Source organism: Saccharopolyspora sp. ASAGF58 (genome assembly GCF_012277335.1).
Lineage (GTDB): Bacteria > Actinomycetota > Actinomycetes > Mycobacteriales > Pseudonocardiaceae > Saccharopolyspora > Saccharopolyspora hattusasensis.
On record NZ_CP040605.1, the window covers coordinates 4,668,753 to 4,694,325 of the forward strand.

General features: G+C 68.1%; 22 protein-coding genes and 2 pseudogenes. 7 read left to right on the plus strand and 17 right to left on the minus strand.

The features are described 5' to 3' along the window. The first annotated feature begins 91 nt into the window (after window positions 1-91). Window positions 92-1,288: a dephospho-CoA kinase gene (gene coaE, locus FDZ84_RS22405; RefSeq protein ID WP_168587504.1), complete on the plus strand. Its 1,197-nt coding sequence runs from the start codon at window positions 92-94 to the stop codon at window positions 1,286-1,288. Window positions 1,289-1,454: 166 nt separating this feature from the next. Here the strand turns inward: coaE and FDZ84_RS22410 are convergent, their stop codons facing one another. The 3 genes from FDZ84_RS22410 to FDZ84_RS22420 all read right to left on the minus strand — a co-directional run bounded on the left by FDZ84_RS22410 (window position 1,455) and on the right by FDZ84_RS22420 (window position 3,190). Next, on the minus strand, window positions 1,455-1,982 hold the full coding sequence (locus tag FDZ84_RS22410; protein WP_246868347.1) for a hypothetical protein: 528 nt from the start codon (window positions 1,980-1,982) through the stop codon (window positions 1,455-1,457). Between the two features lie 85 nt (window positions 1,983-2,067). After that, window positions 2,068-2,664, minus strand: coding sequence for a DUF402 domain-containing protein (locus FDZ84_RS22415; protein ID WP_168587505.1), 597 nt, complete (start codon window positions 2,662-2,664; stop codon window positions 2,068-2,070). A gap of 94 nt (window positions 2,665-2,758) precedes the next feature. After that, complete coding sequence (locus FDZ84_RS22420) at window positions 2,759-3,190, minus strand: SPW repeat protein (protein ID WP_168587506.1); 432 nt, start codon at window positions 3,188-3,190, stop codon at window positions 2,759-2,761. Between the two features lie 108 nt (window positions 3,191-3,298). On the opposite strand from FDZ84_RS22420, the gene uvrB reads away from it, so the two are divergent. After that, on the plus strand, window positions 3,299-5,455 hold the full coding sequence (uvrB, locus tag FDZ84_RS22425; RefSeq protein ID WP_168587507.1) for an excinuclease ABC subunit UvrB: 2,157 nt from the start codon (window positions 3,299-3,301) through the stop codon (window positions 5,453-5,455). On the opposite strand, the gene FDZ84_RS22430 is transcribed toward uvrB, so the two are convergent. Together FDZ84_RS22430 and FDZ84_RS22435 are read right to left on the minus strand one after the other, a co-directional pair. Continuing rightward, window positions 5,448-5,594: a hypothetical protein gene (locus FDZ84_RS22430; RefSeq protein ID WP_168584116.1), complete on the minus strand. Its 147-nt coding sequence runs from the start codon at window positions 5,592-5,594 to the stop codon at window positions 5,448-5,450. The genes uvrB and FDZ84_RS22430 overlap by 8 nt on opposite strands. Before the next feature lie 14 nt (window positions 5,595-5,608). Beyond that, window positions 5,609-5,863 (minus strand): annotated as a pseudogene (locus FDZ84_RS22435) (LysR family transcriptional regulator); the annotation flags it as partial. Window positions 5,864-6,486: 623 nt separating this feature from the next. On the opposite strand from FDZ84_RS22435, the gene FDZ84_RS22440 reads away from it, so the two are divergent. Continuing rightward, window positions 6,487-8,046 carry an acyl-CoA dehydrogenase family protein gene (locus FDZ84_RS22440; RefSeq protein ID WP_168587508.1) on the plus strand — a complete coding sequence of 520 codons (1,560 nt, stop codon included), beginning with the start codon at window positions 6,487-6,489 and terminating at the stop codon, window positions 8,044-8,046. A gap of 68 nt (window positions 8,047-8,114) precedes the next feature. Here the strand turns inward: FDZ84_RS22440 and FDZ84_RS22445 are convergent, their stop codons facing one another. From FDZ84_RS22445 to FDZ84_RS22475, 7 genes are all read right to left on the minus strand, one after another. Then, complete coding sequence (locus FDZ84_RS22445) at window positions 8,115-8,663, minus strand: GAF domain-containing protein (protein ID WP_168587509.1); 549 nt, start codon at window positions 8,661-8,663, stop codon at window positions 8,115-8,117. Between the two features lie 31 nt (window positions 8,664-8,694). After that, window positions 8,695-9,267, minus strand: a complete 573-nt coding sequence (locus FDZ84_RS22450) for an ATP/GTP-binding protein (RefSeq protein WP_168587510.1) — start codon at window positions 9,265-9,267, stop codon at window positions 8,695-8,697. After that, entirely contained in the window at window positions 9,248-9,610 is a 363-nt protein-coding gene (locus tag FDZ84_RS22455; protein WP_223840324.1) for a DUF742 domain-containing protein, read from the minus strand. Before FDZ84_RS22455 ends, FDZ84_RS22450 begins: the two co-directional genes overlap by 20 nt. After that, complete coding sequence (locus FDZ84_RS22460; protein ID WP_168587511.1) at window positions 9,610-10,050, minus strand: roadblock/LC7 domain-containing protein; 441 nt, start codon at window positions 10,048-10,050, stop codon at window positions 9,610-9,612. Before FDZ84_RS22460 ends, FDZ84_RS22455 begins: the two co-directional genes overlap by 1 nt. A 59-nt stretch (window positions 10,051-10,109) precedes the next feature. Continuing rightward, complete coding sequence (locus FDZ84_RS22465; protein WP_168587512.1) at window positions 10,110-12,032, minus strand: ATP-binding protein; 1,923 nt, start codon at window positions 12,030-12,032, stop codon at window positions 10,110-10,112. Window positions 12,033-12,833: 801 nt separating this feature from the next. Then, window positions 12,834-13,706: an ABC transporter permease gene (locus FDZ84_RS22470; protein ID WP_168590269.1), complete on the minus strand. Its 873-nt coding sequence runs from the start codon at window positions 13,704-13,706 to the stop codon at window positions 12,834-12,836. Between the two features lie 53 nt (window positions 13,707-13,759). Beyond that, on the minus strand, window positions 13,760-16,585 hold the full coding sequence (locus FDZ84_RS22475; protein ID WP_246868348.1) for an alpha/beta fold hydrolase: 2,826 nt from the start codon (window positions 16,583-16,585) through the stop codon (window positions 13,760-13,762). A 531-nt stretch (window positions 16,586-17,116) separates the two neighbouring features. On the opposite strand from FDZ84_RS22475, the gene FDZ84_RS22480 reads away from it, so the two are divergent. Then, complete coding sequence (locus FDZ84_RS22480; RefSeq protein ID WP_168590271.1) at window positions 17,117-18,094, plus strand: TerC family protein; 978 nt, start codon at window positions 17,117-17,119, stop codon at window positions 18,092-18,094. A gap of 172 nt (window positions 18,095-18,266) precedes the next feature. Here FDZ84_RS22480 and FDZ84_RS22485 read toward each other — a convergent pair whose 3' ends face one another. The 3 genes from FDZ84_RS22485 to FDZ84_RS22495 all read right to left on the minus strand — a co-directional run bounded on the left by FDZ84_RS22485 (window position 18,267) and on the right by FDZ84_RS22495 (window position 20,687). Next, on the minus strand, window positions 18,267-18,923 hold the full coding sequence (locus tag FDZ84_RS22485) for an RES family NAD+ phosphorylase (RefSeq protein WP_177226801.1): 657 nt from the start codon (window positions 18,921-18,923) through the stop codon (window positions 18,267-18,269). A 40-nt stretch (window positions 18,924-18,963) separates the two neighbouring features. Continuing rightward, complete coding sequence (locus tag FDZ84_RS22490; protein ID WP_168587513.1) at window positions 18,964-19,548, minus strand: DNA-binding protein; 585 nt, start codon at window positions 19,546-19,548, stop codon at window positions 18,964-18,966. A 170-nt stretch (window positions 19,549-19,718) separates the two neighbouring features. Further along, a complete protein-coding gene (locus tag FDZ84_RS22495; protein ID WP_168587514.1) occupies window positions 19,719-20,687 on the minus strand; it encodes a chitinase in 969 nt (322 codons plus the stop codon). A gap of 193 nt (window positions 20,688-20,880) precedes the next feature. Here FDZ84_RS22495 and FDZ84_RS40055 point away from each other — a divergent pair, with 193 nt between their 5' ends. The 3 genes from FDZ84_RS40055 (at window position 20,881) to FDZ84_RS22510 (ending at window position 22,913) form a co-directional block, all read left to right on the plus strand. Then, window positions 20,881-21,285 carry an AMP-binding protein gene (locus FDZ84_RS40055; RefSeq protein WP_210435740.1) on the plus strand — a complete coding sequence of 135 codons (405 nt, stop codon included), beginning with the start codon at window positions 20,881-20,883 and terminating at the stop codon, window positions 21,283-21,285. A gap of 14 nt (window positions 21,286-21,299) precedes the next feature. Continuing rightward, window positions 21,300-22,055: an SDR family oxidoreductase gene (locus tag FDZ84_RS22505; RefSeq protein ID WP_168587516.1), complete on the plus strand. Its 756-nt coding sequence runs from the start codon at window positions 21,300-21,302 to the stop codon at window positions 22,053-22,055. 240 nt (window positions 22,056-22,295) lie between these two features. Next, a complete protein-coding gene (locus FDZ84_RS22510; protein ID WP_168587517.1) occupies window positions 22,296-22,913 on the plus strand; it encodes a TetR/AcrR family transcriptional regulator in 618 nt (205 codons plus the stop codon). Window positions 22,914-23,439: 526 nt separating this feature from the next. On the opposite strand, the pseudogene FDZ84_RS22515 reads toward FDZ84_RS22510, so the two are convergent. Continuing rightward, window positions 23,440-24,032 (minus strand): annotated as a pseudogene (locus tag FDZ84_RS22515) (phosphotransferase family protein); the annotation flags it as partial. A gap of 318 nt (window positions 24,033-24,350) precedes the next feature. Then, entirely contained in the window at window positions 24,351-25,535 is a 1,185-nt protein-coding gene (locus FDZ84_RS22520; RefSeq protein WP_168587518.1) for a benzoate/H(+) symporter BenE family transporter, read from the minus strand. Window positions 25,536-25,573 lie beyond the last annotated feature (38 nt).

Below are 25,573 nucleotides of genomic sequence, written 5' to 3' on the forward strand. Positions count from 1 at the left end.
GAGCAGCCGCTATCGCGCCGAAAAGTGTGCGCGGGGATTTTGTTCCCAGGGATGCATCGGGTTGTCCTGTCTCGCTGGCAGGATGGGTTCTGTGTTGTTGATGGGACTCAGCGGTGGGATCGGTTCGGGGAAGTCGACGGTGGCTCGGCGGTTGGTGGAGCGCGGCGCGGTGCTCGTCGACTCCGACGTGCTGGCCAGGGAGGTCGTGCGGCCGGGCACTCCAGGGCTGACCGAGCTCGTCGAGCGGTTCGGGGACGACATCCTGGACTCCGACGGCGCGCTGAACCGGCCGGCGTTGGCGGCGAAGGTCTTCGGCGACAGCGACGCCCGCGCCGACCTCAACGCGATCACGCACCCCAAGATCCGCGAACTGACGGCCGTGCGGATCGCGCAGGCACCCACGGACGCGGTCGTCGTGCACGACGTTCCGCTGCTGGTCGAGGCCGGTTACGCGGCGAACTACCACCTGGTGGTCATCGTCGGTGCGCCGGAACCGGTCCGGGTGCGGCGGCTGATCGACCGCGGTCTGGCGGAAGACGACGCGCGCGCCCGCATCGCCGCGCAGGCCACCGACGAGCAGCGGCGTGAGGTCGCGGACGTCTGGCTGGACAACAGCGGTTCGGTCGAGGAGATCAACGCCCAGGTCGATGCGCTGTGGCAGGACCGGCTGGTGCCGTTCGAGGAGAACGTCCGGCTGCGGCGGAGACCGCCGAAGCGCGCGCCGCTTTTGGTCGAGCCGGACCCGGAGTGGCCGCGGCAGGCCCGACGGCTGATCGCCCGGATCGAGCGAGCGGCGGGCGACAAGGCGGTGCGGATCGACCACATCGGCTCGACCTCGGTGCCCGGCCTGCCCGCGAAGGACATCATCGACCTGCAGCTGACGGTGCGGTCGCTGGACGACGCGGATGCGCTCGCCGAACCGCTGGGCGAGGCCGGTTTCCCGCTGTTGCCGGAGATCCGCGGCGACAGCCCGCACTCCTTCGCCCCGGATCCGGTGCAGTGGAAGAAGCGGATACATCTCTCGGCCGATCCAGGCCGCTACGCGAACCTGCACGTCCGAGTCGACGGTTCCGCGAGCCAACGCGTCGCGCTGGTGTTCCCGGCTTGGCTCCGCGCCGACGAAACGGCCCGCGCGGAATACCTCGCCCTCAAGCGCAAGGTCTCGGCCGAGCACGCGAACGACCCGAACCACGACGCCTACGCCGCCGCGAAGGAACCGTGGTTCGAAACCGGGCTCCGCAAGGCTTGGCACTGGGCCGACCGGACCGGCTGGTCGCCGAGCGACTGATCTTCCGAGATGACGAGCACCTCCCGCCAGTCGGCTGGCAGCAGGTGCGGCTCGCTCCCGTCGCCCAGCACCGGGGTTGGGCTCCCGCTGACCGGCCCCCTGCGGCAGCCGCCTCGGTCCGTGAGCACTTTTGGGGGCTATAGCACCCGAAAGTACTCACGGGCCCTCACCAGAGCTGGAAGATGCCCCGGTGGGCGAGCCATTGGTTGATGTCCCGGTGGCGGGTGACCTCGTCCAGGGTGCGGTGCACCGTGCGCAGCGCGTAGTCGGCCTCGCTGAGCCGGATCAGGCCGTTTCCCACCGCTGCGGCGAACTCGGTGGCGTGGGTGATCCGCGCGCGGCCGTGGTCCCCGACCTCCAGACCGAGCAGGAGGTCGGTCATCGTCCACGACCGGGTCTCGCGCTCGATGTGGACCGCGGTGAGCATGCTCGGTCCCGGGCGGGAGTGCCTGCGGCGCGGGCGGTAGCGGGTCAGCCGCAGCCCGAGGTCGGGCAGCAGCCAGGTGATCTCGGCGTCGTGGTCCGGGGCCTCCGGCGTCGGACACTCCACTGCGAGTCCCCAGCGTTCGACGTGGCAGACCTCCAACTGCGCGACGCTGCCGGAAGGTTGCCTGCGCTGCGAGCTGAAGACGTCGATAACTTCAACCAATTGGGGAGAAAACGCAGCGGTCACGGCTTCAGACAGTAATGGCAAAACCGGCTCCGAAGATCGACAGCACCGTTATTTAACGTAACTTTTCGGAGCCCGTCGAGTATCGATTCGGTGCGTGCGCGGACTGTCACCGGGATGGCGGTAGCCTCCGCTGGCCGGATGCGGGATCTTCGACGGGTTGCCCGCGCCACGACAGCTCGATCCCGTTGTCACACAACCACTTCGGCAGGTCGTACCGGTGCCGGGCGAGCCCGTCGACGGCGTTGCACGCGCGCCGCATCGCGCGCTCCGCGGTTTCCGCGTCCAGCAGGTCAGCCTGCACGGCGACCACGAATTCGTCGACGTCCAACAGTTCCGCCGCGCGCCGGTCCCGCACCGCGATGTCGAGGTAGAGGTCGACCGTCCGCCACTGCTGTTCGCCCGGCTCGATGTCCGCCACGTCGAGGTAGAAGTCCGTGTCGCCCTCGTGCCCGGGGTGCCAGTACCAGCGGGTCACGCGCAACCCGAGCTCTGGCAGCAGCCAGGATTCGAGGGCGGCGATGCGTGGGTGCCCCGGGGTCGGGCGGGCCAGGTACAGGCCGAAGGGTGCGCGCTCGTAGCGCGTCACGGTGCGCACGTGGCCCTTGGGGTCGGTGTTGGTGTTGGCGACCAGATCGAAGATTTCGACCTTGGGCGGGTGGACGGGCAGGCCGAGCTGTTCGGCGATCTCGCGCTGCGTGGTCACCCTGCCACTGTATTCGGGCGGGCGCGACGTCCGAAGGTCGTCGCGCCCGCTATTCCTTCACCACTTGTGATCCTTCACCTCCGATCGGTCGAGGTCAGGTCGTCGCGCGGGTGGCGTAGGCCGGAGCCATAGTGCCGAGACCCGCGAGGATCAGGACCGCGCCGCCGATCACGTTGCACAGCACGCTGCTGGTCATGACGGCGGTTCCGCTCATCACGAACACGGCCACGATCGTCCACACACCCAGCACCGGTACGGTCCAGGCGATGCCGTGCGTGCGGTGGTAGGCGGCCGCGAACGAGAGCCCGAGAAGGGTCGCGGTCAGACCGGTCACCAGGTTGTTCACCATCAACGACGTCGTCATTGCGTGAAAGCCGGTGATCCACGGCGACAATGCGACGAACAGGCCACCGAGCACGGTGAAGCCGTCCGCCACCTGAGCGGTGGGAGTTTCCGCGGCCCGCTCGTAGCGCAGGCGCATCTCGGTGAGATCCGGATGCCCAGCGATAGGTGCGCTGCCCGACATCACACCACCTCCTGCACTGGGGTGACGTATCCCATTATCGGCCCTGGTGGCCGTTTGGGCACCCCGTGACGCAGCACGATGTCGGGGCGGGCTCGTACATTGGTTGTCGTGGCATTCGCGACTGAGCACCCCGTCCTGGCCCAATCCGAGTTCCGGCCGGTCAGCGACATTCCGCGGATCGACGGCCGGTTCCGCATGGTCAGCGACTACGAGCCGGCTGGCGACCAGCCGCAGGCGATCGAAGACCTGGAGCGGAGGATCACCTCCGGCGAGAAGGATGTAGTGCTGCTCGGCGCCACCGGCACCGGCAAGTCGGCGACCACCGCCTGGCTGATCGAGCGCGTCCAGCGGCCCACCCTGGTGCTGGAGCCGAACAAGACGCTGGCCGCCCAGATGGCCAACGAACTGCGTGGCTTCTTCCCCGACAACGCCGTCGAGTACTTCGTCAGCTACTACGACTACTACCAACCCGAGGCGTACGTCCCCCAGACCGACACCTACATCGAGAAGGACTCGTCGATCAACGAGGACGTCGAGCGGTTGCGTCACTCCGCCACGTCGAACCTGCTCAGCCGCCGCGACTGCGTGGTCGTCTCGTCGGTGTCCTGCATCTACGGCCTGGGCACCCCGCAGTCGTACCTGGACCGGTCCATCCCACTGGAGATCGGTGGCGAGATCGACCGGGACGTGTTCCTGCGCGCGCTGGTGGACGTGCAATACACCCGCAACGACATTGCCTTCGCCCGCGGCACCTTCCGGGTGCGCGGCGACACCGTAGAGATCATCCCGGCTTACGAGGAGCTCGCGGTGCGCGTGGAGTTCTTCGGCGACGAGATCGACCGGCTGCACTACCTGCACCCGCTGACCGGCGAGATCGTGCGCGAGGTGCGCGACCTGCGGATCTTCCCGGCGACGCACTACGTGGCCGGCCCGGACCGGATGGAGAAGGCCATCCGCGGCATCGAGGCCGAGCTGGAGGAGCAGCTGGGCAAGCTGGAGAAGCAGAACAAACTGCTCGAGGCGCAGCGGCTGCGGATGCGCACCCAGTACGACATCGAGATGATGCGCCAGGTCGGGTTCTGCTCCGGCATCGAGAACTACTCCCGGCACATCGACGACCGCCCGGCCGGTTCGGCGCCGGCGACGCTGATCGACTACTTCCCGGACGACTTCCTGCTGGTCATCGACGAGTCGCACTACACGGTGCCGCAGATCGGCGGCATGTACGAGGGCGACGCGTCCCGCAAGCGGACCCTGGTCGAGCACGGCTTCCGGCTGCCCAGCGCGCTGGACAACCGGCCGCTGACCTTCGAGGAATTCAGCGACCGGATCGGCCAGACGGTGTACCTGTCGGCGACGCCGGGGCCGTACGAGATGGCGCAGGCCGGCGGCGAGTTCGTCGAGCAGGTGATCCGCCCGACCGGGCTGATCGACCCCGAGGTGATCGTCAAGCCCACCGAGGGCCAGATCGACGACCTGGTGCACGAGATCCGGGAGCGCGCCGACCGCAACGAGCGGGTGCTGGTCACCACGTTGACCAAGAAGATGGCCGAGGACCTCACCGACTACCTGCTCGAACTGGGCATCCGGGTGCGGTATCTGCACTCCGAGGTCGACACCCTGCGGCGGGTCGAGCTGCTGCGGCAGCTACGCCTGGGGGAGTACGACGTGCTGATCGGCATCAACCTGCTGCGCGAGGGCCTGGACCTGCCGGAGGTCTCCCTGGTGTCGATCCTGGACGCCGACAAGGAGGGATTCCTGCGCTCCGGCACCAGCCTGGTGCAGACGATCGGCCGCGCGGCCCGGAACGTGTCCGGCCAGGTGCACATGTACGCGGACCGGATCACCGACTCGATGCAGCACGCCATCGACGAGACCAACCGGCGCCGCGCCAAGCAGACGGCCTACAACGAAGAACACGGCATCGATCCGCAGCCGCTGCGCAAGAAGATCGCCGACATCCTGGACCGGGTGTACTCCGAGTCGGAGGACACCGAGGAGTCGGTGGCCGTCGGCGGTTCTGGCCGCAACGTCTCGCGCGGCAAGAAGCCGACCGGGGAGGCCGTGGCCAGCGCCGGGCTGCTGGCGGACCGCGACATCAAGTCGATGCCGCGCGCCGAGCTGGCGGACCTGGTCCAGCAGCTCAACGACCAGATGATGAACGCGGCCCGCGAGTTGCAGTTCGAGCTGGCCGCGCGGCTGCGCGACGAGATCCACGACCTCAAGAAGGAAATCCGGGGCATGGACGCCGCAGGCATCAAGTGACGGTCATGCCTGCGTGAGCGCCGCGTGGGCTCCCGGTTCGGTTCCGGGCCAGGACCCAGCCGACGGCCAGGACGATCACCTCAATACCGGTGCGGACCGCCCAGATCGGCTTGCCGGTCGCGCGCACGGCGCCGGTCATCAGGCCGTCCCGCCCGCCTCGTGCAGCCGCCACGGGATGTCGGCGAAGCGGCCGAGCACGTCCTTGGCGATCGGCAGCGGGGCCGCACCGGCGTCGGCCAGCTGCACATGGTGCGAGTCCCGCTCGAACAGCACCGCACCGACGTCGCGTTCCAGGTCCCGAACCCGCTGGCTCAGCGGCGAGGTCGCCATGTGCAGTTGCCGGGCGGCCGTGGCGAAGGACAGATTCTCCGCAACCGCCACGAAATACCGCAGATGGAACATTTCCACCGACTAGCAGGTCACCCCGCCGATCGTGTGGTAGAACGCGGCCGGGTTGGTTGGCGGATCTTCGAGGTGATAATCACCTAGACTTGATTGTTCGCTTACCTGCGCGGCAGGATGTTGCGCTGTGTAACGGAATTCGCCGAAGGTGCTCGTCCTATCACCTCAAAGGAGGTACCCATAAGGAGTAAGGAAAGCTAAGTTTGTCCTTACTTTTCGTAGTCGAACGTAAGTAACGGGCCGCCGCGGATCGGAGATGCGCATGACCGCCGCCTTGCCGCTTCGGGTCCCCGTTCTCGAAGGTCGTCGGCCTGATCGCGTCAAGGCCGAAGGATCTCCGGTGTCCGATTTGGCGCCACCGGCGCTTCCGTCAGCTGGCTGGGCATCGTCGCCCCCGTCGTACCGGCTCGGCCGGCGGCAGGAGTTCGCGGGCCGAGCTGTCATCGGCCGTGGAGTCGCCTTTACGCCGTAGAACATTTCACAACTCACCTGCGTGGAATCCGTCCTGCAGGGAATTTTTCGCGCCCCGATTTCCGGAATCCGGCGAGCACCGAACCCCAGCCTGGCCGGCTTCCCTCGTCGTGGTGCCTCGAAGATCGTGTGCTGAGCGGTCCTCATAGGAGGGATCTATGGACTCGGCCGACAAGGGCGCACCGCCCCGTGGTGCTGTGTCGGATGTGCTGGAGTTCCTACGGAGGTACAGCAGGGAAAGACTCGACTCGCGGAGGATGGATGAGCGCCGGTCGTTCTCGACGTCGCTGATACCGGACTTGGCTTCTGCCGGACTGTTCGGCCTGCGGATCCCCAAGGAGTACCAGGGGCAGGAGCTCTCCCACTCCGACGCGCTCCGGGTAATGACGCAACTCGGCGCGATCGACGCGAACCTGATGGTCCTTACCGCCGTGCACAACACCCTCGGCGTCCCGCCGGTTCAGCACTTCGCTCCCGAGGCCGTGAAGACGGCGATCCTGCCCGAGTTAGCGCAGGGCAAGCGGCTGATCACGAGCGCGATCAGCGAACCCGGCATGGGGTCGAACTTGCGCGCCATCTCGACGCGCGCAACCAAGCAGCCGGACGGGTCCTATGTGATCAACGGCAACAAGCAGTGGATCAGCCTGGGCGCGGATGCCGCTTACGTCAATGTGTTCGCCCGGCTGACCAACGAACTCGGTCAGGACCTGGGGATCACCGGGTTCCTGGTCGATACCGCAACCTCGGGATTCGTGGGTGGGCCGGAGGTGATCACTCTCGGGCTGAAAGCGGTACCGCAGAACAGCCTAAACTTCCAGAACCTGAGGGTCCCGGCGAAGTCCCTGCTGGGCGTCGAGGGCGAGGGGCTGCTCGCCGCGAAGACCGCGTTCATGCAGGGCCGGATCGTCCTCGCCGCGGGCGGCCTGGGCGCGGCGATGCGGTCGCTGGAGCTCGCGCATCGCTTCGCCCAGCGGCGGGAGGTCGCCACCGGGAATCTGGCGGAGAACGGCCGGATCCAGCAGATCCTCGCCGAATGCGTGGCCGCCACGCAGGCCGTCGAAGCGCTCGTCCAACACATCGCCGGCCGCTTGGACGCAGCGGAAGGTGTCGCGGAGGAACTGTACTTCGCTGCGAAGATCCTCGGATGCGAGCTCATGTGGCAGGTGGTGGACCGGAGCTTGCAGCTGCTCGGCGCGCGCGGTTTCGTCGACACCAATGTCGTCGGCCAGTTATTCCGCGACTACCGGCTGTTCCGGATCTTCGAAGGCACAACCGAGGCTGTCACCGTCTACCTGGGAACCAGGTTCCTCGCCGCGCCGGAGCGGCTCGGCTCGTTGCTCGACGCGTTCAATGCGGCACCGCAGGTGCAGGAACTTGCCACTGGGGTCGCCAAGTTGACGACCGCGCCGATCGCGGACGCGAAGCACCGGCACGTTCTCGCCAACGCCGTTGGTGAACTGGCGTGCTGGACGATTCTCGCCGGCCTGACCAGCGAGACGAGTTACCAGTCCGAAATCAGCGCCCACACCGCGGCGTGGTGCGAGCAGCGCCTGCGCGAGCGCTTGCGCGCCGCGGAGCGGGACTTGCCCTTCGTGGACCTGCCCACGGTGGACGCCATTGCCGGGCACATCGCCGGTTTTGACGCCGTCATCGGCAATGTCGAACAGCGCCGCCCAGGCGATCAGCACGATCTCGACGTGCTGCTGCGGCGCGGCTGACCTTGACAAGATCGGGCCAGGCCGCACGGAATCACGTGCGGCCTGGCCCGATCACAGGCTCAGTTCCCTCAGAGTTCCCGCTCGCGCTGGTGGATCAGCTGCAAGCCTTCACTCGCGAGCGTCTTGATGGCGTGCAGGCCATCTCGTCCCCACGGCCGGGGCTCGTTGTCGATAACGCAGAGCGTGCCGAGCGCGACACCGGTGCGGTCGATCAGCGGCGCTCCCAGGTACGAGCGCACGTTCATCCGGTCCACGACGTCGTTCCCGGCGAATCGCGGGTAGTCGCAGACGTCCTCCAAGACCAGCGCCTTGCCCCGGGCGATGACGTGCGGGCAGTAGCCGGTTTCCAGAGGCGCGGAGCGAAGATCGTCCTCGGAGGCGTCAGGCGGTGCCGCGCTCACCGAGAACAGGCCGCCCAGGTACTGGCGCGAGGCGGTGATGAAGTTGACCATCGCGTTGGGCACGCCGAGGGTACTCGCGACGTGCTTGGCGAAGGCGTCGAATTCTGGTTCGGCATGCTCGCCGAGCCCGAGTTGCCGCAAGCGCGCCGCTCGCTGCGGCCCGTTGTTGTCCACGGGGGTGAAGTGGCGGTAGCCAGCCGCGTCGAAGGTGGTCACGAGGGCTCCGTTTCCGCTGTGCGTATTTCGTCTACAAAGGACGGTTGACGAGAACGTGCTTGGTCAGGCGAGCCAGCACCGACGCCGCTGAGCGCCGGTCGCGGGCGTCGCACGCGACGATCGGCACGCGGGGCTTGATGTCCAGCGCCTCCCGAACCTCTTCGGGCTCGTAGCGGAAGCCGCCGTCGAAATGGTTGACCGCGACGAGGAAGTCGATGCCGCGTCGTTCGAAGAACTCGACCGCGGCGAAGCAGTCCTCCAACCTGCGAGTGTCGGCGAGCACGACCGCGCCGAGCGCGCCGTTCACCAGGTCGTCCCACATGAACCAGAACCGCTCCTGCCCGGGGGTGCCGAACAGGAACAGCACGATGTTCTGCGGGTCGAAGGTGATGCGCCCGAAGTCCATCGCGACGGTGGTAGTGGTCTTCTCGCCGACCCCGGCCAGGTCATCGGTGCCGATGCTGGCGATGGTCAGTGTTTCCTCGGTCGTCAGCGGTTCGATCTCGCTGACCGACCGTACGAAGGTGGTCTTCCCGACGCCGAACCCGCCCGCGACGAGGAACTTGAACGCGGTCGGGAACAGTTCAGAGTTGTTGGAGACCATGGAGCAACGCCTCCAGTTGTGCTCGGTCAGGCATGTCATCGGGCAGTCGGGTAGTGACGGCTCCCCAGTCGATGAGGTCGGAGAGCAGGACCTTGGTAACCACAGCGGGCTGGTGCAGGTGCGCCGAGACCTCGGCGACCGACGTTGCGAACCTGCAGAGCTCGAGCATCTTGGCGTGCATCGGCTCGATTCGTTCGGGCGTCACCCGACCGGTGGACCGGACCATCGACTGCAGCGTCAGCGTGGCGCTCGGCTTGGTCCGGCCGTTGGTGAGCGAGTACGGGCGCAGCAGCGGCCCGGCCTCGTTGTCCAGCCAGGGTTTGTCTGGCGGAATCGACATCATCACCCACCCATCTCGCCCGCGCGTGACGCGGCGGTGGGCTGCCGCATGGGCGTGGCGAGGTGGGACGGGACCTTCTTGACCAGCTGCGCGATCTCGTAACCGAGCACGCTGGCGTCGGCGTCCTGGTAGGCGAGGACGACGAGGACCGCGCCGGGACCGGCGGCCGAGACGAAGAACACGAGGTCGTCGAACTCCACCACGACCTGGCGCACCCCGTCACCCGCGCCGAAGCGCATCCCGCCGTTGCGGGCGAGGGAGGACTGCGCGGCGGCCCACGCGGCGAGCGCGTCTGCCTCGTCGGCGTCCAGGCCGTGGTAGTACCGCTTGAGTCCGTCCGTGGACGCCAGCAGGGCACAGCGGGTGTGCGGAACCCGCCGGAGCAGGTTGGCGAGCAACCAACCGAGGTCCGATGTCTGGCCAGCGGGCAGGTCATTGGCCATGGGTAAACGTCTCCTTGAGATCAATGCGGTGCGAAGGGGTGGCATTGCACCCATGCGGGTCAAGCGCTGTGGTCGCCCGGATTGTCGCCTTCGGTGGTGCCGCCTTGGACGCCTTTCCGGTAAGCCGCCCACAGCCCGGGATTCGGGCCGCCACGCGGTCCGTCGGAATTCTTGGGCCCGCCGGCGAGCTGGGGCACCACGTACGTCTTGGAGCGGTCGCGCTTGGGCAGCGGGGGACGCTCGGGGTTGGCCGTGTTCTGGACTGGTGCATCCCCGGCCGCAGCGGTCTCGGGCACGACTCCCGTGTGCCGTCCATACCGCGCACCGTTCGAAGCACCGTTCAACGCACTGTTCGACGCACCGTTCGACGCGGTGTTCGACGCGGTGGGCGGTTCCACGTCGAGGTGGCCGAGCAGGCTGTGCGGCTCCGTGCGAGGAGCCCGGTGCACCCCGCGCCGCCCGCTGGAGCGTTCCCGGTCGAACGTCTCGAAAGAGTTGAAGGTCGCGAAGGTCTGCGTGTCCGCCCCGGACAGCGCTGGAACGGCGGCACGGCTCGGCGTCGGTTCCAGCTCGGGCTCCGGCTGCAGCTCCGTCGCCGGCTTCGGCTTCGGCTGCCGCTTCGGGGTGGCGGCCAGGGGCGGTGCGGCGACCGCGCTCGGAACGGACTCGGTCGGTGCGGCGACCGCGCTCGGCGCGGGCTCGGCCGCCGTGGGAGCCTGCTCCGGCTCCTCTTCGTCATCGCCCAGCAGGCTGCTGGGGATCACGACGTGGGCGTCAGTGCCGCCGTACATGTTGTTCTCGAGCTCGACGGCGACGTGGTGCCGCTCGGAGAGCTGGGCGACCACGTACAGGCCGATTCGCCCGTCCTTGAGCCGCTCGTCGCGGTCGACCGCGCCGGGATCGCCGAGCAGGGCGTTCAACGTGGCTCGCTCGCCCGGCTCGATGCCCAGCCCGCGGTCCCGGATGTCGATGGCCAGCCCTGCGGTGACCCGCTGGGTGCTCACCGTGACCTGCGTGTCGGGCTCCGAGAAGGCGGTGGCGTTCTCGACGAGCTCGGCGATCAGGTGGATCACGTCGGCGACGGCATGGCCGTGGAGGGTGCCGCCGACCGGCGGCAGCACCTTGACCCGGGCGTAGTGCTCGACCTCTGCGACGGAGGAGCGCAGGACGGTGTACATCGGCACCGGTCGGCTCCACTGCCGCCGCGGCATCGAACCGCCCAGCACGGCGAGGCTTTCCGCCTGCCGGCGCATGCCGGTCACGAGGTGGTCGACCGCGAACAGGCCCTTGAGCAGGTCCGGGTCCTCCACCAGTTGCTCGAGCTCGTCGAGCCGCTGGATCGCCCGGTGCGCGAGGGACTGGACGCGGCGCGCGATGTTCGCGAACACCGCGACGCCGGGATCAGCACTTGCGCCGGCATCGAAACCGGCTCCGGAAACCTGCTGCATGCGGGCCACTGCGAACTCCGCCGCGGCCTGCGCCTGCCGGATCTCGTAGGAGAGCAGTTCGAAGGGATGGCTGCCCGCGGCGGGTTCGTCGGCCGGCCACCGCGGCGCGAGGTGCTCGCCAGCGCGCACCTGCTCGACCAGTTGGGGGAACTCGGTCTTGCCCTGCTCGACGGTGGAGCGCAGGTCGCTGATCCATTGCTGCGCATGCTTCGTGGATTCGTCGAGCCGCCGTTCGGCGACTGCGACGGAATCGTTGGCGTGATCTTCGATCGCGTTCGCCGTGGCGCGGGCACGGAAGACGGCCGTGACCAGAATGATCACGCAACCTGCGAGCCCGCCGCCGAGCACCGAGTACTGGAGCACGGGCTCGGGGTTCGTGGTCAGTACGGCTGCGGCGGCGATCCCCAACGCGGCCATGGCGCCCAAGTGCACCATGACCAGCCGCAACAACCGACTCCGCAGGTCATCGTCCGTGCTGCGCCCCGAAGCCGGCGACTGCTCGGAATCCGTGGCGGGTAAAGGGAACTCAGACATCAGCGTCCTTGGTACGGGGGAATGATCGGTGACGGGCACAGATGCCTGTGTTGGGGGCGTCACCGTTGGGACTACTGGAGCTCACTCATTGATCAACTAATCACCGATGGTGATCCTAGCGACATCAATGGCGGCTGAATAGGTAGGGGGTTTGACCCATTGGGGCTCCGCTTATTACTGGCCGTGACATGGTGAAACTCTTCGTTGAACTGGCGGTATGTCCCGCCTCGGGAAGTTCGGTCGCGGCTTCCGCCGAAGGCCCGCGCGGTCACCGCGCGGCCCGATCGGGCGAGTCTCGTCGATGTCTCGGATTCTCCGCCGAGATGCGTCCTGACCGGCGGAGACGAGCGTTCGAGAGATCGTCCCGGCGAGCACTGGCGGAGCGACCGACTGGCGATTGTGATCTTACATTACTCCATTCGGGTGTACCTTGATCCTGCGGTCGGATCCATCGGCGCGCGGCCGGCCCAATCGGAATGATCTTTCCCGGATCGCAATTGACCCGACCCTTTTGGCGTCCTGACGGCACCCGAGTCGAGGTCGGTTCCGGCTGGTCGGCGTATGGTCTGCGCCAATTGAAGCCAATCCGGGCCGGATTCTTCCCGGACCGGTTCGGCGCCGAGTGAGATACATCCCGTCAACAAGCGCAAACCCCACGACTCCGCATCGTCCGACGCCCGGTGCACAGGCGCGCGCACGGGAGGAGGTGGATGCAGTGATCCGCCGATCGGGTGCCGGGCCCAGTGCGGCTCGCCGGCCGTGAGGCCTCCGGGCAGCAACCAGGAGGACTCACGCCGGCGGTCAGCTGGTGATGTCCTTCCTGTGGAAGCGCCAGATCGCGAGGGTGGTGAAGACCGCCGCGTAGGCCAGGGCGGAGAAGGCCCCGTGCGCCATCGCGGTCCAGTCGACGTCCTCGCTCAGCAGGTCCGAGTAGGCCGTCGAGTAGTGCGTCGGCAGGTAGTCCCGCAGGTCTCCGAGGGCCGTGATCTGGTCCAGGATCGCCGACAGGATCGAGACCACCACCGCGCCGCCGACCGCGCCCAGCGGTGCGTCCGTGCTGACGCTCAGGAACAGGGCGAGCCCGGCGATCCAGGACAGGTGCACCGCCAGGTACGCGGTGGCCACCGCCAGGTTCACCACCCCGCCCGGGAACGGCACCGCCTCGCCGGTGGTGCTGATCAGGTCACCGCTGCCGAACCACACCAGTCCCACGCCCAGGGCGACCGCGGACAGCAGGATCAGCCCGAAACCCGACAGCAGCGCGGAAACCACGGCTTTCTGCCGTAGCAGCCGGGTGCGCGGGACCGGCGCGGCCAGCAAGAACTTCAGGCTCGACCAGGACGCTTCGCTGGCCACCGTGTCGCCGAAGAACAGCGCCACCACCACGACCAGCAGGAAGCCGGTCGACGCGAACAGCGTGAACACCGCGAAGTTCAGGCCGCTGGAGGTAGCCATGTCCGCCAGGGTCCGGCCGCCGCGCCGGCCGTCGTCACCGATCTCGAAGGCCAGCAGCAGCAAGAAGGGCAGCAACACCAGGAAACCCAGCGCCAGCCGGGTGCGGCGGCGCCGCAGCTGGCGGGCCAGCTCCACCCGGACCGGCAGCGTCCGCTTCGCGCGGTAGCCCTCGACGCTGCCGTCGGGCTGGGACGAGTGGCGGCGGCCGTAGCGGACCATCGCCGTCTCGGCCGTGTCCAACTGCCTGACCTTGGGCGCTTCGGCGTCGTCGGTCACCGGTGATCCTCCCCGACCAGCTGCAAGAAAGCGTCCTCCAAACGCCGTCGCGGCCCCACCTGGTGCACCGCGATCCCGGAGGCGACCAGCACGTTCACCGCCACCGCAGCCGAGTGCCCGGCGAGGTCTGCGTGCACCAGGTCGCCGTCGGTCTCCACCGGGCCGAGCCCCTCGATGGTGCGCAGGGCCTCGGCCGCCTGCTCCGGCTCGTCGACCCGGAAGGTCGCCTCGCCGTCGACCGACACGATGTCGGCCACGCTGCCCGCCGTCACCAGCTGGCCGTTGCGCATGACCACCACGTGCGTGCAGGTCTGCTCGACCTCGGCGAGCAGGTGGCTGGACACCAGCACGGTGCGGCCGGTAGACGCGTAGCGGCGCAGGATCTCGCGCATCTGGTGGATCTGCGGCGGGTCCAGCCCGTTGGTCGGCTCGTCGAGCACCAGCAGCTCCGGCAGCCCGAGCATCGCCTGCGCGATCGCCAGCCGCTGCTTCATTCCCTGGCTGTAGGTGCGCGCCGGGCGACGGGCGGCCGTGCCGAGCCCGGCGATCTGCAGCACCTCGTCGAAGCGGGCCTGCAGCATCGGCCGCCCGGTCGCCGCCCAGTAGTACCGCAGGTTGTCAAAACCGGACAGATGCGGCAGGAAACCGGGCGTCTCCACCAGCGAACCCACCCGGGACAGCACCGGAGCCCCGGGGACCAGCCGGTGGCCGAACACCCGGATCTGCCCGGAAGTCGGCGTGAGCAGGCCCAGCAGCATCCGCAGCGTGGTCGTCTTGCCCGCCCCGTTGGGGCCGAGCAGCCCGACGATCTGGCCGCGCTCGACGCGGATCGACAGGTCCTGCACCGCCGCGGGCTTGTCGGGGTACGACTTGGTCAGCCCGGCGATCAGCAGCGGCGTGTCGGCCAGCAGCGGGTCGACGTCATCGGTGCTCTTGCGCCGGATCAACGAAAGCACCCACGCCACCAGGGCCGCCGCGATGATGACGACGATGCCGACCAGCGGCGCCACGGGCACCGTGTTGGCGGTCGTCGTCGCGCCGCGCACCGACGGGATCGACACCGAGCTGTCGCCGGCCAGGCCGATGCGGTGCACCGCCGGTTCCCTCGGCACCGCGTACGCCTGGTCGGTGGTGGCCACCGCCAGTTCCAACCGGTGACCGGTCTCCAGCGGGTGCACCACGCCCGGCAGGGCCACGTCCACCTCGACCGGTGTGCCGTCCGCGGGCAGGTCGGCGACGTGCAGGGGGGACACGGCGTTGCCGATCAGGCTGCGCTGCTGGTCCGGGCCGACGTCGTAGAGCTTGGCGAACAGCACCGCGTCGCCGGTCGCGGGCTGGCCCGGCACCGACGCCACCGAAAGGCGGGTCCGCGCTATGCCGGAGATCAGCAGCTGGCTGTCCAGCGGATCGGTGCGGAACACCGCTACCTGTCCGGGCAGGTCGCGGGCCAGCGACCGGCCGAAGCCGCCCGCGGCGTCCAGCATCTCGCCGACGCCGGGCAGCGAGCTGGTGGCGGCCGGGCTGCCGCCCGGCGGGTTGACCACCCGCGTGACCTGGCCGTGCAGCTGCAGCGCGAAACGCGGCGTGCGCTCGGCCCGCACGCCGGGGTAGGCGGGCGCGGACACGGTGCGCACCGGGATCTCGCCGTTGCGCTGCGGCCGCCCGGCGATGTCGTAGTCGAAGCCGGTGCCGGGGTCGGGCACCGGCGGAACCCCGCCGAGGTAGAAGGCGAACCAGTCCGCGATGCGTTCGCGCAGCGCCAGGTCGGGCGAGGCGCCGTCGTGGCCGCCGGCGAACCAGATCGTCTTGACCTTGCCGCCGGCGGCGGAGATCTGCCGGGCGTTGGCATCCGACTGGTCCAGGCCGAACAGGGTGTCGCGTTCACCCTGCACCAACAGCGTCGGCACCTTGATGTTGGCGGTGACGGACTTGGGGGAGACCCGGTCGAGCAGGTCCAGCGTCGCCTGCCCGGCCTGCCCGGTCCGCGCCACCTCGGTGTAGGCCGCGCACACCTGCGGCGTGAAGTTCCCGCAGGTCAAGGGCTGGTTGACGGCCTCGCTGCGGAAGCCGACCGCGCCGCCGTCGGACGGCGATGGGGCCGGCGGTCGCGGGTCGGAGCGCTGTTGCGGCGAGCTTCCCGCAGAGAACAGCATGCCCGTCCAGGCCTGCTTGAACACGCCGTGATCCCCGGTGGTGCCGTCGGCCGGGGTGCTGCCGCCGATCCGGTCCCGCGAGGCGGCGTTGGGCAGCAGTGCTTGGCCGAGGTCGTTGTAGGTCATCAGCGGTGCGATCGCGTCGACCCGGGGGTCGGTCCCGGCCAGCAGCAGGCTCAGCGCGCCGCCGTAGGAGCCGCCCGTCACGCCGACCCGAGGATCGCCTTCGCGGTCGCGCAGCACCTCTGGCTGGCGCGCGAGCCAGTCCAGCAGCTGGCGCGCGTCGGTTACCTCGTAGGAAGGGTCGTTCAACGCGATCTTGCCGGTGCTGCGGCCGAAGCCGCGGGAGGAGAAGGTCAGCACCGTGAACCCGCGGCGGACCAGTTCCTGCGCCTGGGCAGCGGTGTCGTCCTTGCTGCCGCCGAACCCGTGCGCGAGCAAGATCGCGGGCGCCGGGGTGTCCGCCGGGGCGAAAAGCGTGACGTCGATCTGCACCCGCTCGTTGCCGCCGGGGCCATCCAGCACGTCCACCAGCGCTTCCCGGGGAGCTTCCGGGGCGGCTGCTGGTTTTTCGTCACCGGACCAGAGGAAAGCTCCGAGCACCACGAGGGCTATGCAAGACAGGGCGATCAGGACGAGGCCCTTGCGGCGACGGGGGGATGCGGACACGCATTCGACAGTAGGGGAAGACGAAGGCACCGGTTTCGATCCAGACGCGGGCGAAGACAAGACGCTATGAAGCAGAGACCAAACAGCAACCGGACACATCGTCGTGCCCGGAGCCGAGGCCGTGCCGCATCCCCGCGTGCGGTCCCGGGAAGCCGGGTGGTGGTGATGATCATAACGATGATCGGGTGAGGCGCAATGATCTCGGTCCCGCCATCGGTGTGATCGCCGATCGTTCTCGTTGCCGGTCGGAAAGGCTCACCGTACGGTTCGCCGCGTGATGTTCGTTGCTTGTGCGACCCCGGGGTGGTGTTCGGGACCGTGCATAAGTGACAATCTTGGCAACGGGAGGGGAGTATTCCTTCGCGGCGGTGTCGTCATCACGGAACTTGCTCGGACAAGCCCGGTGCCGTCGACCGGCCTGAGGCCGGTGGAAGAGACCTCCGGTCCCTGGCGTATGCCCTGAACCGGAGGTGACGAATGCGTGCCGACTTGATGCTGCTCGCCCAGCAGACCCAACCCGCGACTGACCGACTGAACGTCCCGTGGTGGATCTGGGCGGCTACGCTCGGTGGCCTCGCCCTCCTGCTGCTGCTCGACCTCGTGATCGTGGACCGCAAACCGCACGAGGTGACCACCGCGGAGGCCGCCAAGTGGGTCACCTTCTACGTGGCCTGCGCGATCGTGTTCGGGCTCGGGGTCTGGTTCTTCGGCGACTCCCACTTCGCGATCGAATACTTCACGGGTTACATCACCGAGTACTCGCTGAGCGTGGACAACCTGTTCATCTTCATGGTGATCATGTCCAGCTTCGCGGTCCCGTCGATCCACCAGCACCGGGTGCTGCTGATCGGCATCCTGCTGGCGCTGGTGATGCGCGGCATCTTCATCGCGGTCGGCGCCGCGCTGATCGCCCAGTTCGTCTGGATCTTCTTCATCTTCGGTGCGTTCCTGATCTGGACCGCGGTCAGCATGGTCCGCAAGAAGGACGATGACGAGGAGTACCACGAGAACGCCGTGGTCCGCTGGGTCCGCAAGGTGTCCCCGGTGACCGACGACTACCACGGCGCCAAGTCGAGCGTGAAGATCGACGGCAAGCGCCACCTGACCCCGATGTTCGTGGTGATCGTCGCGATCGGCAGCGCAGACCTGCTGTTCGCGGTCGACTCGATCCCGGCGATCTTCGGCATCACCCAGGACCCGTTCCTGGTCTTCGCAGCCAACGCGTTCGCCCTGATGGGGCTGCGTCAGCTGTACTTCCTGCTCGGCGGCCTGGTGGACAAGCTGGTCTACCTGTCGGTGGGCCTGGCGGTGATCCTCGGGTTCATCGGCATCAAGCTGATCTTGCACGCGTTCCACGAGTACCACCTGGTGCCGGAGTGGCTGGAGATCACCAACTGGATGTCCCTGTCGGTGATCGTCGTGGTGCTGGCCATCACGACCTGGGCCAGCCTGGCGAAGTCGAAGAAGGACGCCGAATCCCAGGACGAGGAAGCGGCCGAGAACGCCTGATCCGCAACGAAAGTGCCCGGAGTTCCAAACGGGAACTCCGGGCACTTTCGTTTTCGCTGGGGCTGGTGCCGAGAATATGTCTCGGCATTTGGACCTGGGTCCCGCACAGTGGGAAGGCTTCTGTGGTTCTCCAGCGCGCACTGCCGCGCAAAACGGGCCTGGAAAACCGAAATCAGTCCAACAGCGTGTAGCTGAGTTCTTTGCACACCCGTCCCAGGGGCACGTCCAGGCCCGGGTGGCTCAGCGGGAGAAGGACGTCGGGGGAGTCCGGGAGGGCCGTTGCCGCCGGCGGATCCCAGAGGCACAGCGACGGGTTGCCCGCGTCCATCGAAGAGCGGTACCAGAGGCCGTCGAGCTCCGGGTAGGCCGCGCGGATCCCGCGCGCCCACGCTTGGGTGCGCAGCTTGGGGCCGCTGCTGATCGCCTGCGAGGCACCGGCGCGGGTGGGCCACAGGCCCGTCAGGTCCAGCAGCCGGAGCGTCCGACGTGGACGGAACAGGACCAGGTGCGGGCTGCGCGTCCGGCGGTCCACTGTGGAGGTCGCCTGGTAGACCTCGGCGATGCAGGTCTGCACCGACAGCGAGAAGTACAGCACGCCGTGCTCCCGGGTGACCGTCGGGCCGCCCTGGGTGTTGGGCAGGTGCGGGTCGAACCTGGCGTGCGGTAATGGGCCGGCGTAGCGGAAGCTGTTCCACTGCTGAGGGTGGTTGCCCCCGGAGGTGAACACGCGCACGAGGCGAGTGCCGGCGGGCACCGCGATCACGTCTTCGGTGCGCCGGAGCATCGCCTGCAGCGCAGCGGGAGCAGGCGGCTGTGGTAGCCGTGCCATGTACGTCCTGGGTTGGGGTCTCGAAGGTTGGGAACGGGGCTCAGGCCGGGGTGCCGATCGTGGCGGCGAGCTCGGCCACCCGCTGCGGGTCGCCACCGGCCAGTAGCCACTCGCGCGGGCTCGCCGGCTGGTCCCCGATTTCGAGGTCCTCCTGCGGCGTGGTCATGAAGTTGGCCAGCACGAGCGCCGGTTGGTCGACGGGCATCAGCGCGAGCACGACGTCCAGCCCGGGCAGCACGTCGGTGTCGCTGAACTGCCACGCGGGCAGCCGCCATCCGCCGCGATCTTTCCAGCCGATCAACCGTCGTTCGCTGATGCGGTGCCGGATCCGGCTGCTGTCCACTCCCACCCGGTCCGCGGCCTGGTTGACCGACAGCGCGGTGTCGCGCAGCACGGCCTGTTCGGCGACGGTCCGCGCGCGGGCGTCGGCTTCGGAGTCGCTCAACGGCGTCAGGTCCAGGCCTGCTTCGGTGAGCGCGAGTCGTTCCGCTTCGGTGAAGTGCGCCCCTGGGTCCACCTGCGGCGAGGTGAGCTTCTTAGCGGCGTCCTCGACCAGGGTCAGGAATTCGTTGGCGGTGACCTTTAAACCGGCCCGTGCCAACACGGTTTCCAGCGCGGCTGACATGACTCCAGGGTAGCGCGGTATAGCGGAAATGTGTGCGCGAACGTGCGCGTAGTGCGAAGTATCACTTTTCGTAGCATGTGGATTGCGCACCGTGACGGACTCGCGGCTCCAGTCGGGGTGTTCTTTGGCGTGATCGTGGATCTGAAGACCCCGACCGGAGGCGGATTCGGCTACGGCAGGCTGTCCAAATGGGTCCGAACCGGATCCGAGAAAGCATTTCCACTGCTGGCGTCCCAGTTGATGGACCAGGTCATCACGCCGCTGATCTCGGGGTGCGGCTGGTCCGGGGTGTACAGACCGCAGTCGTTGGCCACCGCCAGGCAGCTGAGCGCATTGTTGACGATCGACGGATCGACGTACCCGCTGCCGGCCGCCGAGGCCGCCGCCGGCAGGCCCAGTGAAACCTGGTCAGGCCGCAGCACCTTCAGCAGGCTGCACGCCTGTGCGGTGATGAAGTCGGCCGAGCCCTGGCTGTAGACCTGGCCGTCGCAGCCGTTCATCGAACCCGAGTTGTAGTACTGGGTGTGCACGACCGTGAGGATGTCCTTAACGTTGTCGATCAACTGCAGGTAAGAGCCGCCGGACTGCACGTCGAGGGTCTGCGGCGCCATGGTCAGCACGAAACCGTCGCCCATGCGTTCGCGTAACTGGCGGATCGCGCTGGTCGTGTTGGGGACGTTGAGTCCGTACTCCAGGTCAATGTCCAACCCGTTGATTCCGTAATCAGTTAAGATTTTTTCGACCGAGTCGACAAAATTTGCGGCATTCGCCTCGCTGCCGAGGTCGACGTTTCCTTTTTCGCCGCCGATTGAGAGCACGAATGTCTTGCCCTCGGCCCGCTTCGCGGCGATGTCTGATCTGAGCTGCTCGTCGCTGTAGCCACCGAGTGCGGCGGACAGCTCCGGGTCGGCGTTGAAGGTGACCGCGCCGGGTCGGGCCGAGTCGGCATTGCCGAATGCCAGTGCGATTACGTCGTAATTAGGCGAGATGTCACTGATCTTCAGCGGCTTGGCGTTGTTGACGAAGTTCTGCCAGTACCCGGTGAGCTGGTGCTTGGGCAGGGCTTGCGGGGTGGCGGCCGAGCCGGCGGGGACGAATGCGAGCGCGGCGGCGAGGACGGCCGCGGCGAGCGCGGCCATTCGTCTGGTCATGCGGGCCTCCGTGGGATGAGAGCCGGATGATGTTCTCGCAAAGTGGACTGGACCAGTTGGCTGGTCAAGGATTTGGCGAGGTTGCGAAGCGGGTTGCGCCGGTCGGAGCAAGGCGGTGCCGCCGAGGCTTGACGAGACCGGGCGTGAGTCGTTGACTGGACGTACCGACTGGTCGGTCTCGATGTGGAGGTGGCGTGTTGGGCAGCGCGCACGACGAACGACCTTTGCTGGCGCTCTACGACGGCGGGGTCGCCGCCGAAATCGAGCCGTAGTTCGACAACATGCTCGAACTGTTCGCCGCTGCCACCGGGAAAACCCGGACCACATGGCCATCACCTACTCCGACGGCCGGATCAGCTACCGGGAGCTCGACGAGCTCAGCGACGGGCTGGCCGTCCACCTGGTCGAACACGGGGTCGGCAGGGGCGACCGGCTGGCCCCGTACCCGCAGAACGTGCCGCAGTTCCGGTGGTGGAGGCCTTCCGCGAGCGGTCCGGCTACGTGGTGGACCGGAAGAACGACATGCTCCGGCTTCACGGTCAGGCCGCGCGCTGACAGCGGCGGCCGCCGCGTGAAAACCCCGTGAGAGAAGGAAAACCGATGAGCAAGCGTTTCGACGGGCGGGTCGCGATCGTAACCGGGGCGAGCCGGGGCATCGGCCTGGCCATCGCCGAACGCCTGGTGGCAGAGGGCGCGAAGGTCACCCTGACGGCTCGCAAGCCCGAACCGCTGGCCGAGGCGGTGGAGGGTCTCGGCGGCGCCGAGAACGCGCTCGGCATCCCCGGCAAGGCCGACGACGGGGAGCACCAAGCCGAGGCGGTCGCCAAGACCGTGGAGACCTTCGGCCGGGTGGACATGCTGGTCAACAACACCGGCATCAACCCCGCCTACGGCCCGCTGATCGACCTGGAGCACGGGATCGCACGCAAGACCTTCGAAGTCAACGTGCTGGCCGCGCTCGCGTGGACCCAGCAGGTGTACCGCGCGTGGATGAAGGAGCACGGCGGCTCGGTACTCAACGTGTCCTCCGTGGCCGGTCTGCGGCCCGCACCGGGGATCGGCTTCTACGGCGCGACGAAGGCGACGCTGGCGTACATCACCAAGGAGCTCGCGGTCGAGCTCGGCCCGGACATCCGGGTCAACGGCATCGCCCCGGGCGTGGTCAAGACGAAGTTCGCCACGGCGCTGTACGAGGACAAAGAGGACGAGGTCGCCGCGGGCTACCCGTTGAAGCGCCTGGGAATTCCATCCGACATCAGCGGCGCGGCGGCGTTCTTGCTCTCCGAGGAGGCGTCCTGGGTCACCGGCCAGGTCCTGGTCCTGGACGGCGGCGTGACCCTGAAGGGCGGTGTGTGAGCCCGTGACGATTTCGCGAGAAATTGACCGTCACCCGGGTGAACGTCAATTTCTCGCGAAATTGCCGCTGTCGAAGGCGGAAGCAGATACGCGCTGCGGGCCGCCGAACCGCAGCGCGGGCACGCTGGCATGCGGAAACTCCAGCGCAAACTGAAGTAGGGGTGCGTGTCGCCGCCGGTTCGCGCCAAGCCCGGACCGGCTGGTCGATACGCTGAGTGGGCATCGACAGGGGAGGTTGACATGGCGCGGTCGGCGAACGGTCGCACTACTGCCGGACCGGCGGTGGGTGCCGAACCGGTTCCGCAGCGGTTGCTGGCCGTGGCCACGCGGTTGTTCGCCGAGCAGGGCTTCGAGATGACCTCGGTGCAGCAGATCGTGGATGCCGCCGGGGTCACCAAAGGGGCGATGTACCACTACTTCGGCTCCAAGGACGACCTGCTCTACGAGATCTACGCGCGGGTGCTGCGCGACCAGCACGCGCGGATGGAGAGCGCGGCGGCCAGCGACGCGCCGGTGCAGGAGAGGCTGCACGCGGTGGCCGCGGCCGTCGTCGCGACGACCGCCGCCAACCTCTACGACACGGTGATCTTCTTCCGCTCCATGCACCTGCTGCACGCGGACAAGCAGGCGGAGGTCCGGGCGGAGCGGCGGCGCTACCACGAGCGGGTGCGGGCGCTGATCGAGGAGGGCCAGCTCTCCGGGGTGTTCCGGTCGGACAAGTCGGCGGACCTCGTGGTCGACTTCTTCTTCGGCGCGGTGCACCACCTCGGTACCTGGTTCCGCAAGGATGGCAAGCTCACGGGTGAGGAGGTCGGCGAGCAGTTCGCCGACCTCCTCCTGGCCTCTCTGCGGCCCTGAGCGCAACCGCCGGGCGCGGTTGTGGTGGACAGCGGATTCGCGCGGGATAGCAGGCCGTCCACGGTCGTCGGGTTATTTGCTCTGCGGGCACTGGTGGATGAGGATGCGGCGGAGTTGCTACCGCTGTAGTGGCTGTTTGAGAACTCGTTTCGTGTGCCAGTGAAACTGGTGGCCTACGGCAGTGGCGGCGATTTCGCGCGAAATCGCCGCTCGCCACGCCTGCAAGGTGGCGATTTCGCGCGAAATCGCCGCTCGCCACGCCTGCAAGGTGACGGTTTCGCGCGAAATCGCCCCAGCCGCACGGCCGTCATGCCGCTCGATAGCACCCGCTCGCCCCAAAACACATCCCGGCGCCACCACATCCCAAAAAGCTTCTATAGCAACTGAAAGCACTCGCGGTCGGTCGCCTGGGGAACGTCTGCGCCCGTTTCGTTCGTGTTGCGCAGATCGATCAATCTGCTGCCGGGGGTTGCGCGGGCCGGTTCGTCGCTGGCCGGGGTGCTGATCGACAAGGTCATCAGGTTGTCGCCAGCCGGGCGGCGAGCTCTTCGATACCGTCGATGTCGCGGCTGTGCGAGGCGGCCAGCTGCTTGCTCCAGCGGCGGGCCTGACGTTCCAGGAAGCCTTCCGGGCGGCCGAATTCGCCCAGCCCGACGGCGTCCGGGGCGATCGAGAGCAGGTCGGCGAGCACGTCCATCAGCTGCCAGGCCAGGTCGACGCGCTGCTGCTGGGCGAGCCGTTCGGTCAGCTGCGGCGTGCGGTAGACGGTGCCCGGCACGTACTCCATGACGTAGAACGGGCCCCGAGCACGCTTTCGTCCTGGCACAGCAGGTGGGTTTCCGGCACCGGCACCGGCGTTCCGGCCAGCGCGGACAACACCCGGAACTCGCGGCTCATGTCGTGCGCGGTGGCCAGCACGTGACCCAGCTGCGGGCGGCGCACCACCCACTGGTGCGCGCCGTCCCCGACGACGTAGGTCAGGTTGAACCGTCCACCTTGGACGAGTTCGCCGGTGAGCGGTCCGCCGGCCAGGCCGGGCCGCTCCGCGTCGAGGTGCGCGCGCAGCCGGTTGAGGTCGAGGCCCGGCAGCTCGCCGGGCGGCGGTTGGGCGTTCAACATCGCGTGATTCGTGGGGGTCGCGGCGCTGGAACCCATGCCCAGAACCGTACCGACTAGACGGTATGTGCGCTAGACTCCGACTGCTCGCCTCGGGTGGGTCAGGCCGCAGGGAGACCCCGCCCCGGTAGATCGGCAGGGTCCGCTGCACGGGCTTGGGCTGGAAGTCGCCGGGGCTGATGGTCCAGAACTTGCCATGGTGCCGCGCTGGTCGGCCGCCCCAGAGGCTTGCCAGCTGACCCCGTCCCCGAGCGCTCCGGTGTTGGAGCGAACGGCCCGTTTGCGTCGATGGAAGACGTGAACAAGCCGTTCGCTTCGCTCTCAGGTGCGGGCCACCGGTTTCCTGGTGATCAGGTGGGCGGTGACCCCGGCCAGCAGGCCCCAGAAGACCGACGCGATGCCGAAGATCGTCAGGCCCGAGGCCGTGACCAGGAACGCGATCAGCGCGGCGGTGCGACTGCCCGGGTCTTCGGTGGCCTTGGCCAGCGAGCCGCCGATGGTGTCCAGCAGGCCGATCCCGGCGAGCGCGGTGATCAGCGCGAGCGGGAACGCGGCGATGAGGCTGCCGAGCATCGCCCCGAAGACCCCCAGCAGCAGGTAGCAGGCGCCGGAGACGATGCTGGCCTTGTAGCGCTGCCCCGGATCCTCGTGCGCGTCCCGGCCCATGCACAGCGCTGCGGTGATCGCCGCGAGGTTGATGCCGAAGCAGCCCAGCGGCGCCAGCACCACGTTCACCGCGCCGGTCCAGGACAGGATCGGCGACACCGGCGTCGGGTAGCCGTGGGCGCGCAGCGTCACCATGCCGGGCAGGTTCTGCGAGGTCATCGTGATGATGAACAGCGGAACGGCCAGGCTGATCATGGAGTGCAGCGACCAGCTCGGCCAGGTCCACACTGGCGCGGCCAGGGCGAAGCCGACGCCGTCGAAGCGCAACGAGCCCTGGACGGCGGCCAGCACCACGCCGATCACGAGCGCGATGAGCACCGCGTACCTGGGCACCAGGCGCTTGCCGAGCAGATAGCCCACCAGCATCGCCAGCACCAGCCAGAACTCGGTCTGCATGGCGGTGAACATGCCCAGGCCGAACTGCAGCAGTACGCCGCCGAGCAGCGCGGACGCGATCGACGACGGGATCAGGTTGACCATCCGCTCGAACCAGCCGGTGAGCCCCACCAGCACCGTCAGCGCCGCGGCGAGCAGGAACGCGCCTACCGCTTCGGCCATCGAGGTACCTTGACCACTCGTGGCCAGCAGCGCGGCACCGGGCGTGGACCAGGCCAGCATGACCGGCGCCCGGTAGCGGAGGGACAGGGCGATCGAGGTGACGCCGATGCCCGCGCCGAGCGCGAGGATCCACGAGCCGATTTCCGCGGGGCCCGCGCCGAGGGTCCGCGCGGCTTGGAAGACGATGGCTGCGGAGCTCACCACGCCGACCAACGTGGTGATGGCGCCGGCGACCAATGTGGACATCGGCAGGGCGGTGGGGAGCTGTTGCCGTAACTGCACCGGGGCCTCCGTTCTGTTTATGGAACGACCGATGCTAG